The organism is Leptolyngbya sp. Cla-17 (assembly GCF_016807185.1).
In the GTDB taxonomy this organism is placed as follows: domain Bacteria; phylum Cyanobacteriota; class Cyanobacteriia; order Leptolyngbyales; family Leptolyngbyaceae; genus ULC077BIN1.
In genome coordinates this window covers 15,911-31,461 of sequence record NZ_JAEVYN010000002.1, presented here as the reverse complement: position 1 = coordinate 31,461, position 15,551 = coordinate 15,911, and the positions used below count along the sequence as shown (strand labels likewise).

The 15,551-nt window shown below is 49.8% G+C and carries 15 protein-coding genes; 4 read left to right on the top strand and 11 right to left on the bottom strand.

The window, feature by feature from the left end; genetic code table 11:
• Nucleotides 1–61: 61 nt before the first annotated feature.
• A complete protein-coding gene (gene yqeK / locus JOY44_RS11330; protein ID WP_171573889.1) occupies nt 62–793 on the bottom strand; it encodes a bis(5'-nucleosyl)-tetraphosphatase (symmetrical) YqeK in 732 nt (243 codons plus the stop codon).
• A gap of 160 nt (nt 794–953) precedes the next feature.
• Here yqeK and JOY44_RS11325 point away from each other — a divergent pair, with 160 nt between their 5' ends.
• Nucleotides 954–2,492 (top strand): dolichyl-phosphate-mannose--protein mannosyltransferase, encoded by a 1,539-nt coding sequence (locus JOY44_RS11325; protein ID WP_171573888.1) that lies wholly within the window; start codon nt 954–956, stop codon nt 2,490–2,492.
• Nucleotides 2,493–2,629: 137 nt separating this feature from the next.
• Here JOY44_RS11325 and trmB read toward each other — a convergent pair whose 3' ends face one another.
• The 4 genes from trmB to JOY44_RS11305 form a co-directional block, all read right to left on the bottom strand.
• Nucleotides 2,630–3,265 carry a tRNA (guanosine(46)-N7)-methyltransferase TrmB gene (trmB, locus tag JOY44_RS11320; protein WP_171573887.1) on the bottom strand — a complete coding sequence of 212 codons (636 nt, stop codon included), beginning with the start codon at nt 3,263–3,265 and terminating at the stop codon, nt 2,630–2,632.
• A 39-nt stretch (nt 3,266–3,304) separates the two neighbouring features.
• Complete coding sequence (gene larE, locus JOY44_RS11315) at nt 3,305–4,147, bottom strand: ATP-dependent sacrificial sulfur transferase LarE (RefSeq protein ID WP_171573886.1); 843 nt, start codon at nt 4,145–4,147, stop codon at nt 3,305–3,307.
• A gap of 92 nt (nt 4,148–4,239) precedes the next feature.
• Nucleotides 4,240–5,544 (bottom strand): pentapeptide repeat-containing protein, encoded by a 1,305-nt coding sequence (locus tag JOY44_RS11310; RefSeq protein ID WP_171573885.1) that lies wholly within the window; start codon nt 5,542–5,544, stop codon nt 4,240–4,242.
• Nucleotides 5,545–6,144: 600 nt separating this feature from the next.
• Complete coding sequence (locus JOY44_RS11305; RefSeq protein WP_171573884.1) at nt 6,145–6,408, bottom strand: ParB N-terminal domain-containing protein; 264 nt, start codon at nt 6,406–6,408, stop codon at nt 6,145–6,147.
• A 210-nt stretch (nt 6,409–6,618) separates the two neighbouring features.
• Between JOY44_RS11305 and JOY44_RS11300 the strand changes: the two genes are divergently transcribed.
• Entirely contained in the window at nt 6,619–8,307 is a 1,689-nt protein-coding gene (locus JOY44_RS11300; RefSeq protein ID WP_197985186.1) for a SpoIID/LytB domain-containing protein, read from the top strand.
• Between the two features lie 177 nt (nt 8,308–8,484).
• Here JOY44_RS11300 and JOY44_RS11295 read toward each other — a convergent pair whose 3' ends face one another.
• On the bottom strand, nt 8,485–8,784 hold the full coding sequence (locus JOY44_RS11295) for a ferredoxin (RefSeq protein WP_171573883.1): 300 nt from the start codon (nt 8,782–8,784) through the stop codon (nt 8,485–8,487).
• Between the two features lie 375 nt (nt 8,785–9,159).
• Between JOY44_RS11295 and JOY44_RS11290 the strand changes: the two genes are divergently transcribed.
• Nucleotides 9,160–10,134 (top strand): Gfo/Idh/MocA family protein, encoded by a 975-nt coding sequence (locus JOY44_RS11290; RefSeq protein WP_171573882.1) that lies wholly within the window; start codon nt 9,160–9,162, stop codon nt 10,132–10,134.
• Between the two features lie 121 nt (nt 10,135–10,255).
• Here the strand turns inward: JOY44_RS11290 and JOY44_RS11285 are convergent, their stop codons facing one another.
• The 4 genes from JOY44_RS11285 to JOY44_RS32145 form a co-directional block, all read right to left on the bottom strand.
• Nucleotides 10,256–11,197 (bottom strand): GNAT family N-acetyltransferase, encoded by a 942-nt coding sequence (locus JOY44_RS11285; protein WP_171573881.1) that lies wholly within the window; start codon nt 11,195–11,197, stop codon nt 10,256–10,258.
• A gap of 108 nt (nt 11,198–11,305) precedes the next feature.
• Nucleotides 11,306–11,515, bottom strand: coding sequence for an N-acetylmuramoyl-L-alanine amidase family protein (locus tag JOY44_RS11280; RefSeq protein ID WP_171573880.1), 210 nt, complete (start codon nt 11,513–11,515; stop codon nt 11,306–11,308).
• Between the two features lie 242 nt (nt 11,516–11,757).
• Nucleotides 11,758–12,528 carry an OB-fold protein gene (locus JOY44_RS11275; RefSeq protein ID WP_207211191.1) on the bottom strand — a complete coding sequence of 257 codons (771 nt, stop codon included), beginning with the start codon at nt 12,526–12,528 and terminating at the stop codon, nt 11,758–11,760.
• Between the two features lie 297 nt (nt 12,529–12,825).
• Nucleotides 12,826–14,031 (bottom strand): N-acetylmuramoyl-L-alanine amidase, encoded by a 1,206-nt coding sequence (locus JOY44_RS32145; protein WP_171573878.1) that lies wholly within the window; start codon nt 14,029–14,031, stop codon nt 12,826–12,828.
• A 231-nt stretch (nt 14,032–14,262) separates the two neighbouring features.
• On the opposite strand from JOY44_RS32145, the gene nei reads away from it, so the two are divergent.
• Nucleotides 14,263–15,084, top strand: coding sequence for an endonuclease VIII (nei, locus tag JOY44_RS11265; RefSeq protein WP_171573877.1), 822 nt, complete (start codon nt 14,263–14,265; stop codon nt 15,082–15,084).
• 14 nt (nt 15,085–15,098) lie between these two features.
• On the opposite strand, the gene JOY44_RS11260 is transcribed toward nei, so the two are convergent.
• Complete coding sequence (locus tag JOY44_RS11260; protein WP_171573876.1) at nt 15,099–15,542, bottom strand: hypothetical protein; 444 nt, start codon at nt 15,540–15,542, stop codon at nt 15,099–15,101.
• Nucleotides 15,543–15,551 lie beyond the last annotated feature (9 nt).

Sequence of the window (15,551 nt, the reverse complement as noted above, 5' to 3'; positions counted from 1 at the left end):
GTTCGGAAAAATCAAATTTTTATCGTTGAGCCACATCGCATCAGGTGAAAAAGTGAATCGACTAGGCGCTACTTAATTTAGGCTTGTCGCCTTTGGCGGATTGCTGTGCCATTTGTAGCGCCCAGTTGCGAGTCTGTAAAACGCGAGGATGAATTAAAGACCGACTCGCAAACAGCGATCGCATCGAGTCTTCACAGATCTGCAAGACGGCACGATGCAAATTTTTGCGGCTGAGCTTGCGGATTTCATTCAACTCGGTTGTGTCGCCCCGCCCAGGCTCCATGCCATCTGCCAAGAACACAACGCAGCTTATCAGGCTCATTCCCGGACGACCTAGGGTATGGTTGTAAATCGCTGCCAGCACTTCAGTATCAACCACGCCGAATTCATCCCTAGCAACGATCGCGCCTACATCGGCGTGAAGCAAATGAGGATTGATTTCATCCACCGGGTCAAGTTTTATTCCATCGGCTTTTGCTATTTCCAATAAACGCTTTGGCTTAAAATACTTTGCTAGGTCATGGAGCAATCCAGCTTGAGCGGCTCGTTCCCAATCCAGGTTGTGGTACTCAGCCAGTTTGATGGCAGTCTCTTCCACCCGAAGAATGTGATTTAGCCGCTTTTCAGGCACATTCTCACTTAACCAACCTAAAACCCGCTTGCGATCCAACAGTTTTATAGAATTTTTTGGGGCAACCAGGGTTTGAGAAGATGGGTCAGGTTCGCAGATAATTGGTAGGCGCAAAGCGTCATTTAACGAACCGCAATCTGCTGAATGCGAAGGGTGACCCATCAACGCGAAATGCTCCTAGTTTTTGCCAACATGGGTAAAGCTGCTCATCTACCGTAGAAGATTCATTTTAGAACTAAAGATGAAGATATTGCCATTCTAGCCTAACCACATCTTCCAAGAGTATGAGACAGTTGAGACAAAAAAGTTACGCTCGCTAGGTATGGCACTGTTCAAAACAACTAACCAATCTTTTTCTTGGTTTAGACCTTATCTGATTGGTTTGCTGCTGCTGTCTTTAGGATTACGGTTTTGGGGCATTCATCGCTTCAATACATTGGTTTTTGACGAGGTTTATTTTGCCAAATTTGCCTACAACTACTTGAGTTGGACTCCATTTTTTGATGGACATCCGCCACTGAGCAAATACTTGATTGCCGTTGGCATGTGGGTTGGCAGTCGTCTGCCCTTTGGGCAATCGGAGGTCAATGGGTTAGTCGGGGGCTTGTTTGCCCCTTGGACTTATCGTTGGCTAAATGCGCTGACGGGTTCTTTGATTCCTTTGGTGATTGTAGGCCTTGCCTATCAAATCACTCACCGCCACCGTTATGCCGCGATCACCGGATTATTTGCTGCACTGGATGGGCTGTTTTTGGTGGAATCGCGCTACGCCCTGAATAATGTCTATTTAGTCATTTTTGGACTATTGGGTCTGTGGTGTTTGCTGTTGAGCGTGGAGGATGGACATCCTCTCAAACGTGGCGGTTGGTTGCTACTGTCAGGGATTTGTTTTGGAGCTTCGGCATCGGTCAAGTGGAACGGTCTGTGGTTTTTGCTGGCAGCCTATGGCTTGGGGCTAGCGGCTCAGGTGAACTGGCAATTATTTCGGCGATCGCCCGCTCAAACGTCCAACTTTCCGCCATCTACCGCTTCTCCAAAACCGGATGGACTAGAAAATCTAGCGCGATTGCGCAGGTGGCAAGGTGTCATCTATCTCATCGCCCTCATCGTCGTTCCCTGCATCACTTACATTTTGATTTGGATTCCCCATTTGCAACTCAATGCCAAGCTGGGGTTTTGGACAGATTTATGGAACCTGCAAGTTGAGATCTTGAGGTATCACGAGCGGGTAGGTAGTGGACCGAAGGTGCATCTTTACTGCTCTACCTGGTATAGCTGGCTGATCATGTGGCGACCCGTGGCTTATTTTTACAAAATTACAGGCAAGGGCGATCCGCTGCCCTCAGAAGTCGCCTTGCCGCCTAGCACTGCCGAGAAGGTGATTTACGATGTCCATGCGATGGGCAATCCATTTCTATGGTGGTTTTCCACGGCAGCGATCGCGATCGTCCTGGTGCTGATGGGCTGGTTACTCGTGCAACAGATCGCTACCCGGCGCAAGCGGCGGCTCGATCATCAGGCACAAACAGACTGGATGTTGCCGCTAGCAGTGAGTTCAACCGAGCGATCGCTGCTGATTGTCCTTGCCGTTTGCTATTTAGCAAATCTGCTGCCCTGGCTGCGAGTCACCCGCTGTCTGTTCATATATCACTACATGGGCGCGTCGGTATTTGCGTCAATGGCGTTGGCATGGCTCGTCGATCGTTGGCTTAGCAGTCGTCAAGCTCAGTTACGGCAACTGAGCATTGCCATCATCGCGATCGTGACGCTCTCTTTTCTATTCTGGCTGCCCGTTTATTTGGGCTTACCCTTGTCTTCTCTGGGTTTCAGCCTGCGGATGTGGCTAAGATCGTGGGTCTAGAAGGGAAAGACTTTCAGCTTCTGACGGGTTCAGTTTTCTATGGATGAGGGCTAGTGGGTATACGAAGTCTGTTCTGATAGACAAAACACCTCACATGGGGGGTTGAGGGCATTCCCAAGACTTAGATGAAACGCCAGCTAGCCCTTAAAAAACAGCGCTCGATATACGGGTTCGCTGCTGGTGGCAAGAGTCGATCGCTCTCGTTCGGTCGAGATCGGCATCGGATTATTGGGCAACCAGTGGTCATGCTGACGGGTGAAGGCGGGATGTTCATCGAAGCGATCGCGCATTTCACTCGCCACCTCCTCCACATCAGATTGCACAAACACCACGCCACCAGGAATCAGAAACTCTGCCAAATCTACGACCAATTCTGGCTGCACCACCCGCCGCTTTTGGTGCCGTCGCTTAAACCACGGATCGGGAAACTGAATTGTCACCTGCTGTAAAATTCCTGCCGGCAAAGACGTGAGCAGCGGACGCAAAGAATTATTGGCATTGCAAAATAGGTAGTGCAGGTTGCTCAAGCCCAGTTCATCTCGCCAGCGATTGGCTTGATCCACCAGCGGTTCACGGATCTCTAAGCCGAGAAAGTTGCGATCGCTCTGAAGCTTTGCCATATCTTGGACAAAATGCCCTTTACCACAGCCAATATCCACATGTAGCGGCTGGTGAGGCACAGCATAAATCGCTTGCCAATTCGGTGGAGTTGCTGGAACCTGATACTTTTTGCTGAGCGGGTTGACATGTTCGCGCACACGGACAATGGACAAGGTTGTCCCCTCCTTCTAAACAATGCTGGTTAGTCGCTTTTAGACCGATGGGCGATCGCCCACGGTTGCTAGTTGCAACACTTGATTTAACTTACCGCTACGGAAGCCTTCCAAATCTAGAGTGACATAGACAAAGCCGAAGGATTGCAGTTTTTCCACTAGCATCGGCAAATCCATTGTCAGCACAACTTCTTTGATCTGTTCAGCCGGAAGCTCAATCCGGGCGGTATCGCCCTCCGAGCGCACTCGCAGCGTTTTCAGCCCCAGTTTCCGCAAGTAAGCTTCGGCTCTGCCCACACGATGCAGTTTTGCCATCGTAATTTCTTCGCCATAGGGAAAGCGCGAACTGAGGCAAGGCTGGGCGGGTTTATCCCAACAGGACAAATCGAGATGCTTAGCAATTTGCCGCACTTCCAACTTGGTGATGCCAATTTCTGCCAGGGGCGATCGCGCACCTCGTTCTTTTGCCGCCTGAATTCCGGGTCGATAGTCGCGCAAATCATCCGCATTTACGCCATCCACCACATAGGGATAGCCGCGCTCCAGCGCCAACGGTTTCAGCGTGTCGTGCAGTTCACTTTTGCAAAAATAGCAGCGGTTAACCGGGTTGGAAGCGTAGTTGGGATTCTCCAACTCATGGGTATTCACCAATTCGTGAGCAATGCCAATTTCAGCGGATTGGATGCAGGCTTCTTCTAAATCTTCCGGCAACAGCGATGGAGAAACGGCAGTCACCGCCAAAGCGCGATCGCCCAACACATCAAACGCCACCTTTGCCACCAACGTGCTATCGATGCCGCCAGAGTAAGCAATCAGCGATCGCTCCATCTCCGCAAACAGCGATCGTAATTGTTCTAGCTTATCCAAATAATCCTGCTGCATTATTCAACCTCTCCCTGCCCAAACATCCCAGGCAAGTCATCCTTCCACATCTACCTTAGCGTTTTCAGTCCCGGAACATCGTATTAAACTGACTAGGGCAGTGGAATGCCGACTAGCTTTAATGCGAGAGGAACAATTGCCTTTGCTGCTTCACTAACCGTAGTTTCGCTAGCTTTGTTCGCCAATGTTTTACCCCAGCCTACCAATTTCCCCATCACGGTTGGGTTACTTTCCGCCTGTTTCGCCAAATCTGTCGCCACCTGCTCCTGGGCAGTTTCAATCGTTACGCCCGATTTCTGCAACTGGTTCAGCAACTCCTGAATTTGCCTCGCCGCCTCAGTTAAATCCTGGCTCATGTTGACATAGTTGCCCTGGATGTAATTGCCGCCACCCGTGTTGATGGTTTCGTAGTAGCTGCCGCCGCCCGTGTTGATATTGCGCTCTGCCATCGATTGACTCTCCGCTGTTGCTCTTGCTTCCACATTAATCGGTCTACTTGCCATCAGTCGAGCAATTTCCATCAGGTCAGCGCCTTGCTGACGATGGAGTTCAATTTCCCGATCCTTTGCCTGCAACTGATGGTGGTATTGCTGCTCCAGCACCTTCAACGCCAGATCGTATTGTTGCTTCACAAACTTCTCAACGGCTGCCTTATCCGCATCTGGGGGCACATTCACCCGCACCACAAAAGCACCATCGTTTTTGTTTTCAATCGCCTGCACCGTCAACTCGGCTCCATCCGCCTCAACCCGCAGCTTTTCCAGGGCTATCAACAAGGCTTGCCAATCCACCCCATCGCGAAAAATTAGGTCAACGGTGCTGAGGGCTTTCTGAAACAGCTTGGTGAATTCCCCCCGTGCAAAGTCTCGATTCGGATCGCTGGGACGACGCTCTTGCTTATTTGCCTTCAGGTAAATGTACTCGCACTCCACATCATCTAACCTTGTTTCACTGTTGATGTTCCAGTCCTGGATGCAAGCACCCATTAAATTAGCTCCTGTAAAATTTGCACCAATAACTTGAGTTGTGCTGAGGTTGGCATCGCTGAGGTCAGCCCCACCGAGGTTGGCATTGCTAAGGTCAGCCCCACTCAAGTCAGCATCACCGAGGTTGGCATTGCTAAGGTCAGCCCCACTCAAGTCAGCCCCACTCAAGTCAGCCCCACTGAGGTCAGCTCTACTGAGGTCAGCCCCACTGAGGTCAGCACGCCTGAAGTTAGCATGGCGGAGGTCAGCATAGCTGAGGTCAGCACTGTGGAAGTTAGCACTGCGAAGGTTAGCACTGCTGAGGTCAACCTGAGAGATGGATACTTTAACACTCAGATTATCTCTGCGCCACTGATTCCAAACATCCACACCTTCCTTCAGTAGTCGTTCCAGTTGTTCCCGGTTTGCCATAGGAGATTTCGTCTGCTGCGATTCAAGGGGGCACTTGTTCATCCACTATGCTTGATTCCCCTGAAAATCTGCAAATTCCACACCCATTTTGAGAATCGCTTGTGCGAACCAATCTCCCCTCGACGTTCAGCAACCCTTGGAAAGGATTAAATCTTCTGCTTAAAGGCATTGGGGGATGCCCCCAAACCCCCATTGAGGGACGGTTGCGTCCCTCAAAACTCCCTCCAAACTAGAGTTTTACCGATTGAACAAGAAACAGTCGCACTAATTTTGGGGCTACATCCCAGAACTCTTATGCGGGGGGTTTGGGGGAGTGAGTCCCCCAAGCAGCGGGGGCACGGGGGGAAGCCCCCCGGCATTGACTCTCAAAATAGCCGAGGTGTATGTATCAAGTAGGGCTAACAGTTTCACGCCGCGATCGCGCTGATTTCATCCCTCTTCTGGATTCACGCCCAACGCCTTTAGCCGAGCCTGCAATCGTGCCATTCCATGTTCTTCTGCCCGTTGATGTTCTTGCTCAGCGCGTTCTTCTGCGCTTTATCGTGACAGGGTTTCTGCTCGGAGCGCTTGCACCAACTCACCAGGGGCAAAGCGGTTGGTCTAAGCCAAGTGGCGCTGCAACACCGATCGCGGAGCGCGACGGACTCGGCAAAGGATCGTATCGTGTCCTAAGCGATCGCAGGCTTCATATCGATGACAGCCCGAAAAACCATAGTATTCGCCTTCCACTTCCAACACATCGATCGGTTCCTGCAAGCCAATCTCCTGAATCGACTCCATCAGTGTGGCAACTTTTGCCGGGTCGTTCTGTCTAAACAAAGGGCGACGAATTTTATTGAGGGGAATGGCTTCAACGCGAACCATGGTACTTTTTCCAATTCATCTTACTAAATCCTAGTCATTACGAGTATGAATTGCAAAGTGTGAATAGTGGGGAAAGGTTTGGGTTGAAAATAGTTGAGGATTGATATGGACGCTGAGCGATCGGATTTTGTGAAGGGTGATGGGCTGCGATCGCATCTAGACAGTATCTTAGTATCTGAATGAAAAGCATTTTTTGAGTAGGTAGAGATTGTGGCTATTGCACATCCTGATGGGAAATTGATGAATGCAGCATGGTTGGGGCGCTTGCGACCGGCGGCTGTGGCGATCGCTACAGGCACATTGACGGTTGGCTTTGTTGTGGCAGCAAAACAAATTATCTCGCAGCCCGCATTATCTCAACAGGCGGCTCCAGCAAAGGATGTGGTGTTGCAAGTGGGGATTGTGCAGCGGTTTGGCACTCAACCGACCGATACCGTGACGTTGCAAGCCCAAACGGGCGATCGCTTGACCATCAAGTTTCCGCAAGCGGATGGCAAACAGCAAACTCTGACGACCAACACCGCGACCTTAAAGGTATTGATGCAGCCTTTACCAGAATCGCAAGTACAGGAGCGGGTTGTTCTCAGCACCCATCGCAGCTTTGAAAGTGCAGAAGATAACGCCAACGATTGGCGATCGCAGGGTATTCCCGTAGAAATTGCCCAGCCCAAACGGTGGCAGGTGTGGGCAAAACGCGATGTCTATACCACGCCTCTTTTGCGCCGCTTGTTAATCCAGAGCCTACAAGTCAAGGGCATTCAAACTGCTTTTGTGGATAGCCGCCTCTTGAAGCAGCAACCCAAAGCCGCTTTGCTAATCAATGGCAAATCCTACCTGAAAGATAGCGTCCAAATTTCGGCAGGTCGGGGCGTAGTGCAGGTGCAAACTGAGTTAAAAGACGATCGCAACAAACGATTTTATACCGGAAGTCTACGCCTTCAGCCGAACACCTATGGCACCTACACTCTGGTGAACCAAGTACCCCTGGAAGCTTATTTGCGTGGGGTGGTGCCCAACGAAATTGGCACGACTGCGGCATCGTCGGTGCTTCAGGTGCAGGCGATTTTGGCACGTACCTATGCCTTGCGAAACCTGCGGCGGTTTGCCGTGGATAACTACCAACTGTGTGCCGATACTCAATGCCAAGTTTATTTTGGTTTAAGCGGAGCTGCTTTGGCTACCGATTCTGCGATCGCGGCAACTCGCGGCAAAGTATTGACTTATCAAAATGAACTGGTCGATGCGGTCTATTCTGCATCCACTGGGGGGATCACAGCCTCTTTTAATGACATTTGGGAAGGACCCGATCGCCCTTACCTCACGACTCGCGTTGACTCCGTTACGAGTAAATGGGATCTATCGCGACAGCCATTAACCAACGAACAAACCGCACGCCAATTTCTCAAACAAACCAAGGGCTTTAACGAAGCTGATCAAAAGTGGTTTCGCTGGCAGTACACCAGTAGCCTGACCGAACTCAATAAAGATCTGCACGCCTATTTAAAAACTCTGAATAGCCCACTGGCAAACTTTAAAAGCATTGAGCAGTTAAAAGTTGAGCAGCGATCGCCGGCTGGACGAGTGCAAAAACTGCGGGTGACAACCGATTTAGGCGCGATCGACCTGGAAAAAGATAACATCCTGGTTGCGTTCTATGCGCCTGCAAGCTTGTTTTTCTATCTCGACCCAGTGCTGGATGCCAAAAAAAAGCTGACAGGCTATGCCTTCTCCGGTGGCGGCTTGGGGCATGGAGTTGGACTCAGCCAAACCGGCTCTTATCACTTGGGTAAACTCGGTTGGAGCAGCGATCGCATCCTCAGTTTCTATTATCCCGGCACCCAACTTCAACCGCTTAATAACTCCATTGTTTTCTGGCGCGATCCGCTAAAAGTCAGGTGAGAAGCTGCGAAGGGGAAGTTTTGAGTTCTATAAATCGCCCTTGCCCCTGCCAAAAAATACACCTCACAGCACTACTGCCATGAGGTGAGTTTTTATAGCTATAACTCGTCGCCAATTTGAGTGATCGCTCAAATTGGCGACTGCATCAAAATCTTGCAAGCTGTTAGAGAAGAAGCACTAGTACAGGGCTTCTTCTTGGTGGGTTTGAATGGTGACATCAGAAGTAGGATAGGCGACGCAAGTTAACACATATCCCGCTTGAATTTGGTCATCATCTAAGAAAGATTGATCAGATTGATCAACCCCACCAGAAACGAGCTTGCCAGCACAGGTGGAGCAAGCACCCGCGCGGCAAGAATAGGGGAGGTCAATCCCTTGTTCTTCAGCTGCATCAAGGATGTACTCATCATCGGGAACGTCGATGGTGGTATTTAGCCCTTCTGCTTCGTTGATTAATGTGACCTTAAAAGTTGGCATGCAGTGGTCCTCTCTTTAATGGATACAGCACTTTAAGAAAGCTTGTTTAAAGCTGACTGTGCATTCTTATAAGTTAAGACTGCTTTACATCTCAGCCTCACTAATCTTGATACTACGGGATAACGAGCGGTTTATGACTCCTGATCTCCTACTAATACGAATGGGATTCATGATGGAAATGGTCAATCCAATCTACTTATCTTATGAGACAAGGAAAAAGCGCTTAATAATCACCAATTTCCCCTGAAAAAACCACTAAAACACAACAATCTATTGACTTTTACATTTTTTTGTTGGCCAAATAAGTATCTGTTTTGAATGATTTGAATCATGATAGTTTCTTATATATTCTTAAAGCTTTGAGCCGTATTTTTTATGCGAGTGGGATTGGTGGGAACCGGACATGCAGCGAAACTCCGGGCAGAAGCGCTTCAGGAAGAACCGCGGGCTGATCTGGTCATAGTCGCGGGAAACGATTTAGAGCGAGCCCAAGCATTTAGTCAGCCCTATGGCGCGATCGCCTGCGGGTCTTGGCAAGACCTGATCGAGCGCGCCGATGTGGATTTAGTGGTGATTGCGACGATTAATCGGGATCATGGCGCGATCGCCCAAGCTGCCCTTAAGGCTGGAAAGCATGTAGTTGTGGAATATCCCCTCGCGCTAGATATTGCCGAAGCGGAAGCCGCGATCGCCCTAGCAAAAGCTCACCAAAAGCTCCTGCATGTGGAACATATTGAACTACTGGGTGGCGTTCACCAGGCCCTTAAAGCCTCGCTAGCGCTGATTGGCGATCCCTTCTTTGCCCGCTATATCACCCTCAAACCCGAACGTCCCGCCCCGCAACGCTGGAGTTATACCCTACAAGATTTCGGTTTTCCTTTGGTGGGTGCCCTCTCTCGTCTTCACCGCCTGATCGATCTCTTTGGCGAGGTCGCTTCCGTCACCTGTCAAGCCCAATTTTTTCACTCTTCACCATCCAGCCCTTACTATTCCACCTGTCTTTGCACTGCTCATTTACGCTTCAAAAGCGGGCTTTTGGCAGAAGTGACCTACGGCAAAGGAGAAGCGCTTTGGCAAGCCAAGCGTACCTTTGAGGTGCAGGGCAAAACTGGAGCCTTAATATTTGAGGGAGAACAAGGAACTCTAATCCGGGCGGAGGGCACTGAAGCGATCGCGATCGGCAGTCGGCGCGGATTATTTGCCAAAGACACCGCCCTGGTGCTAGATCACCTCACTATCGGTACACCGCTTTACATCACCCCAGAAGCCAGCCTCTATACCCTCAAAGTTGCCGATGCAGCTAGACAATCTGCCGCAACAGGCAACGCTGTAAAGATTGACACCGCTTGATATCCGAATCTAGGCGACGGCACGAAGTCAAAGTTCTTCGAGTTCTACATCAAGCTGGATAGGTGAACGATCACCAAAAGCGTAAGGGTTAAGCTCATTTCACCACTCAAACCCAGTTTCACTAGCGCCAATCGTCCAATACAAAAACGTCTGAGCGGTTGTAACCTGGTTCGTTCGGCTTGTGCATTAGAACACCGATAATTTCAGTACGAAAATGTCGAGCCACCATTCTGCTATAAGCGCCATCACGACTGGTATTAACTCCAGCGACAAGACGCAACATTTTTTGAGAAGCCCCGTATGCTTCACAGCGATCGAGTAACTGTTCAAATTGTTCTCCGGCCTGAATGCCTGGGCGCACTGCTCCAAACTTGATGTAGCAGACCTCGCTACCCGCTTCGCTGCCAGCACCACAATGACAAATCGCAAAGCCCACTAGATCGGTCTCATCCCAGAGCAAAACGGTATCCCCTAAATTTTGAGCCTGAACGATTTCAATCTCACGCGATAGATCTAGCCCAGAATAGATTGTATCGGTGAGTTGAAAACACTCTTTGAGACACTGCGATCGCTGTTCGGGGGAGAGTTCAGAGTACTTTGTTCCGAGTAAATTCTGCTGAACTGACTGAATGGGTTTCGCCATAACAAAAGTCAGCAAGCGCGGGTAGAATCCAAACTTCTGATAAAGTGCATGGTGCTTTGGGCTATTTGGAAAGGTAAACAACCCAGCCTGTTGCGTTTTCCATTGAGCAAATTGAGCCATCACAGGTTCAATCAGCCGTTGAGCAACGCCTTGATCCCAAAAGTCGGGATGAATTGTGAGCGGTCCAAAAAAGCCAACGCTACCCCAAGAAATGGCAATGTTGGAGCCAACTAGTTTCCCATCACTTTCCGCAGCAAATGCTGCTGTCGGATCAACTTTCCATCGGGATTGAATATAGTTCGCATCGCCGCCAAAACCAGTGGGTTGAGGCAAGCCAATGAACGTGCCAAAGGCAAGCCGAAAGATATGGTCAGCCTCTGCTAGCTCATGTTCTTGAAGGAGCCGAATTGAGATATCCATTCGCGGCACTCTCCGCTATCAATGTGGAAAGTTTACCAATAAATCCTTATCAACTTAGAACAACGAATTTTAATCTTCGCTAACCATAAATGCGTGGAATGCCAACATCTAACTACTCCGCCCCAAATAGCGCAAAATTCCTTTCGCGATCGCGGCTGCCATCTGGCTGCGAAAGCCCGTATCACGCAATCGTGCTGCATCGGCTGCCCCGGTGACGAAACCTGTTTCTATCAACATTGAAGGCATTGAGGTGCGGCGCAGGACATAAAAGCGAGATGATCGCACGTGGCGCGGACTGTTTGCTAAAGACACTGCCATGGTGCTAGATCACCTCACCATCGGTACACTGCTTTACATCATCCCAGAAGCCAGCTTCTACACCCTAGAAGGTGCCGACGCAGTTAGACATCTGTCGCAACAGGCAAGGCCCTAGAGGTTGACATTTCTTGAATGCGCGATCTCACCAGCATAGCAAATTCAAAATTCTTCCATTTTGAATTTCTGCTCAGAAACTAAACTGAATCAAAGCTGAAAAGGGTGAATCATCGCTAAACCCTAGCTCAGCGTCCTATGCAGTCTTGTAGCTGAACGGCATTCACTTTGTTGTCAAAGCCTTGGAAGCGCCCCACTAAAGTCGCACGTTGATTGGTTTCCAATGCTGCAACTGCGGCATCTTGATTTTTAGCCATCGTACACAAAACCGTCATCCGATTCATCTTGTTTGTTGAGGTATTGCCCACAGCAGGTTGAGCACTGTCGAACGACACCGTATAGGAACCACTGCTCTCCGTGATGCCTAGCACGTTTCCATTAACCCGGAAAGTTTTGCCGACAAAATTTAACCGCAGGCGGGCAGGATTATCTGCCGACTCTTTAACCTGCTTAGCCAGCGTTTTTGCATCGATCGCGATCGCCATAGAATCATCCTTTATTGGCAGAGCCGCCCCATTGCCCTTGGGCACCAATTGATTGAGCGCGTCACACAGGTGCTTCTTCACGGTCTCCTTGCGTGCGGTCACTCCACTCGGTAGGGTAAAGACCATCTCAACATTTAATAAAGAGCCATCCATGGATGCAAACACATCAATCGGCAACGCACGCTGAAAGAAGGTTGCAGGATTTTCGGCTTTCATCACTCCCGTGCTGACATCAGCACTGATTGTCTTGATACCATCGCGAGCCAAAATAGGACGCAATTGGGAAAACACTTTCTCGACTGTTCCCCCCTCAACTTGAACCCGCGCTGCAAAGGCGGAACCGTTAAGAAAGTCGCCTTTTTTCTGAAAGCTTTCCTCACAGGTAGAGGCTATGGCAGGACTGGTTAAGCCCATGAAAGCTAGAGTCAAAAAGAGCGAGCGCATATCAACTATGTTAGAAAATTAAAGGCTGTCAAACCTAGCATGAACTACCCATCAACCGATTGGCAAGTGATCGGAATCCATAACAGCATAATTTTTGAATGCTGATAGAAAAACAGTTGTAGGCAGCGTTTGCTGGGGCAACGCACCATTGCAACCTTGTTTAAACGCACTGACGTGAATAAGAAGCTTGTATTTTTGGCTCAAAAAAGCCCTCAAAGCTATACTTTTCGACACGCTCGGTCAGAATTTCCTTTACACCAAGAGCGATCAACTACTCCGCCCCAAATAGCGCAAAATGCCACGAGCGATCGCGGCTGCCATCTGGCTGCGAAAGCCCGTATCACGCAATCGTGCTGCATCGGTTGCCCCGGTGACGAAACCTGTTTCTATCAAAATTGAAGGCATTGAAGTGCGGCGTAGGACATAAAAGCGAGATGATCGCACTCGGCGATCGGGAACGCCTGTGTCTTCCAAAATAGTGCGGTGTACTGTATCTGCCAGAGCTTTTCCAGAATTGTAGTAATAGGTTTCCAATCCATTGACGTCTGGACGAGACAAACTAATTGCATTGGCATGAATACTGACAAATATCGCAGCATCTGCCTTATTTGCCATTTGTACACGCGGTTCTAGCCCCAAATCATACTCGGCACTGCGCGTTTGAATCACCGTCACGCCCTGACCCTCCAGCAGTGCAGTGACTTGGCGACTAATATCTAACACAACATCCGTTTCCTTCAAGCCCCCAATGCCTACTGCACCTGGATCGGGACCTCCATGCCCTGGGTCAATCACCACCACCAGACGACCATTGGAAGCTTGGAAAACAGGGCGATTAATTGCAGGCGGCGGTGCCATTGGTACCGCAGATCTAGTACTGCGATCTGGCAGAGAAAACCCCGAACTAGGCGATGGTTCGGATGCCATATTTGGTTTTGCCGGAGTTATGACATAGCCAGGATTGGGTGATGGAACTGCTGCACTTGAGTTGAATAGTAAACTTTTGCCAGCAACGACTTCGGGAGCTTGGGGAACCGCGATCGCCTGACTAGGCAATTTAGCGAGGTCTGCCAGCAAAGGTAGCACCGTAGGCTGAGGCAATTCCACCGTCCACTGACGAGCCTTGCTATGGCGAAACCGCACCTGGGTTGGGTCAAGTGTATAGCCTCGCGCCAATTCCAAGACAATGCGGGTGGTGTCTCGCTCAAACTGGGCAACCCGCAGAGAAGTGATTGTGCCCCGATAGGTTTCAGTTTGCTTTGGGCGACCGAGCCGCGTTCCAGGAAGATCAATCACCAATCGGGCTGGATTTTGCAGCAATTGGGCGCGGGGTTGAATCCCTTGGTCGGCTCTTATTTCTAGCCGATTTTGTGCCTGACTAAACCGCCAAAACTGGAGCGTAGCAGCCTCTGCAGCGGCAGATAGCGCTAGGAAAAAGCTAACAATACCGGGGAGTAACCAACGCGATTTCACTCTAACGCTAACCTCGTCTAAATACCTTTTGAAGCTGTCAAATTAAAGGGTGAATGGTTGCCTGATTGATTGAGTTGACAGCTTACCATGTTCCTAAACTTTCTTAGAAAATGGAAGCAGCAGGAAAGGGAAGAGAACAGAAGCTAGGCTGAAGAAAAGACAGCCAGAAGGTGAAATGCTATTCTTCCTGGGTGGTTGCCCTTCGTTCTTTGATAATTAAAAATTACATTCATGCCAGAAGGACCGGAGATTAAACAAGCGGCGGATAAGATTGCGATCGCGATCGTTCAGCAGCCATTGACAGGCATTTTTTTTGCATTTGAACATCTCAAGCCCTACGAAGAACTATTAGTCGGTCATCAGGTCACTTCAGTCAAGCCTCGTGGCAAAGCCTTGCTGACGCGATTTCAAAATCAGATCAGCATCTACAGTCACAATCAGCTCTACGGCAAATGGGTTATCCGTGCTGCCCACTCTTACCCCACAACCAACCGCCAGCTGCGCTTAGCCATGCACACTCCAAAGAAGTCAGCATTGCTTTACAGTGCCTCAGATATAGAAGTGCTGAGCGATGAACAGATTGCAACTCACCCCTTTTTAAGCCGATTAGGACCCGATGTATTGGATGAAACGACAACGGTAGAACAAGTGCAAGAACGCTTGTTAGACAAACGCTTTGCCCGTCGTGGTTTAGCCGGATTGCTATTGGATCAACAGTTTCTTTGTGGCTTGGGCAATTACCTCCGGAGTGAGGTGCTATTTGTGGCGGGAGTGCATCCAACGTTGCGCCCGGTAGATTGTACGTTTGAGCAACTTGCGAAGCTGGCAATGGGAGCGATCGCAGTCAGTCGCCAGTCTTACCAAACCCACGGCATCACCAATGATTTAGATATTGTTGCCACGCTGAAACAACAAGGCTGTCCGCGCCGCGCTTACCGTCATTTTGCCTTCAACCGCGAAGGACAACCCTGCTTCATTTGTGGCACAGAAATTCTAAAAGTAACTCTAGCAGGTCGCCGCCTTTACTACTGCCCCACCTGCCAATTTCAATAATCCCTTCTTATTCATCACTCGCTCTTTCCCTTAGATAGCGCTCCGATCGCATCTCCCAGGGCGGTGGTTAGGCTTTTTCGGGTTTGAATATGGTTTGCCTGTTCCGTTTGCAGAGCTTGAGTCAGGCGATCGCATTCCACAAGGACTTGCGTTAAGCGCGATCGCAAATCGGCTTCTGTCTTCAGCTCACCCACCGCTGCTTGGATTTCGGGAGTTCTACCGGTGCCGCTCTCATCCGGCTGCATTCGTCCTTTAAGCTGCTGAATTTCTTGCTGTAGCACTTCAATAGTTTGCTGAGTCAGCTTTGCTTCAACCCGTCGCTGTTGGGCTTCTGTTTCATAGCGCTGCTGCCAGTTAATCGCACTAGCATAAGCATCTTCTCGCTCTTGGCGAACCTCTACCAACTGCTGCTTTAGCGCTCTAATTTCGTCTAGCCATTGAGTTACATTTTGGGTCATCGGCTTAGC

Excerpts from the sequence above, each read along its gene's own strand:
- JOY44_RS11285 (WP_171573881.1), bottom strand. The coding sequence starts at position 11,197 with ATGGATATCTCAATTCGGCTCCTTCAAGAACATGAGCTAGCAGAGGCT.
- JOY44_RS11325 (WP_171573888.1), top strand. The coding sequence starts at position 954 with ATGGCACTGTTCAAAACAACTAACCAATCTTTTTCTTGGTTTAGACCT.
- JOY44_RS11305 (WP_171573884.1), bottom strand. The coding sequence starts at position 6,408 with ATGGTTCGCGTTGAAGCCATTCCCCTCAATAAAATTCGTCGCCCTTTG.
- JOY44_RS11290 (WP_171573882.1), top strand. The coding sequence starts at position 9,160 with ATGCGAGTGGGATTGGTGGGAACCGGACATGCAGCGAAACTCCGGGCA.
- JOY44_RS11260 (WP_171573876.1), bottom strand. The coding sequence starts at position 15,542 with ATGACCCAAAATGTAACTCAATGGCTAGACGAAATTAGAGCGCTAAAG.
- JOY44_RS11275 (WP_207211191.1), bottom strand. The coding sequence starts at position 12,528 with ATGGGCTTAACCAGTCCTGCCATAGCCTCTACCTGTGAGGAAAGCTTT.
- larE (WP_171573886.1), bottom strand. The coding sequence starts at position 4,147 with ATGCAGCAGGATTATTTGGATAAGCTAGAACAATTACGATCGCTGTTT.
- JOY44_RS11310 (WP_171573885.1), bottom strand. The coding sequence starts at position 5,544 with ATGGCAAACCGGGAACAACTGGAACGACTACTGAAGGAAGGTGTGGAT.
- nei (WP_171573877.1), top strand. The coding sequence starts at position 14,263 with ATGCCAGAAGGACCGGAGATTAAACAAGCGGCGGATAAGATTGCGATC.
- JOY44_RS11295 (WP_171573883.1), bottom strand. The coding sequence starts at position 8,784 with ATGCCAACTTTTAAGGTCACATTAATCAACGAAGCAGAAGGGCTAAAT.
- yqeK (WP_171573889.1), bottom strand. The coding sequence starts at position 793 with ATGGGTCACCCTTCGCATTCAGCAGATTGCGGTTCGTTAAATGACGCT.
- JOY44_RS11280 (WP_171573880.1), bottom strand. The coding sequence starts at position 11,515 with ATGGCAGTGTCTTTAGCAAACAGTCCGCGCCACGTGCGATCATCTCGC.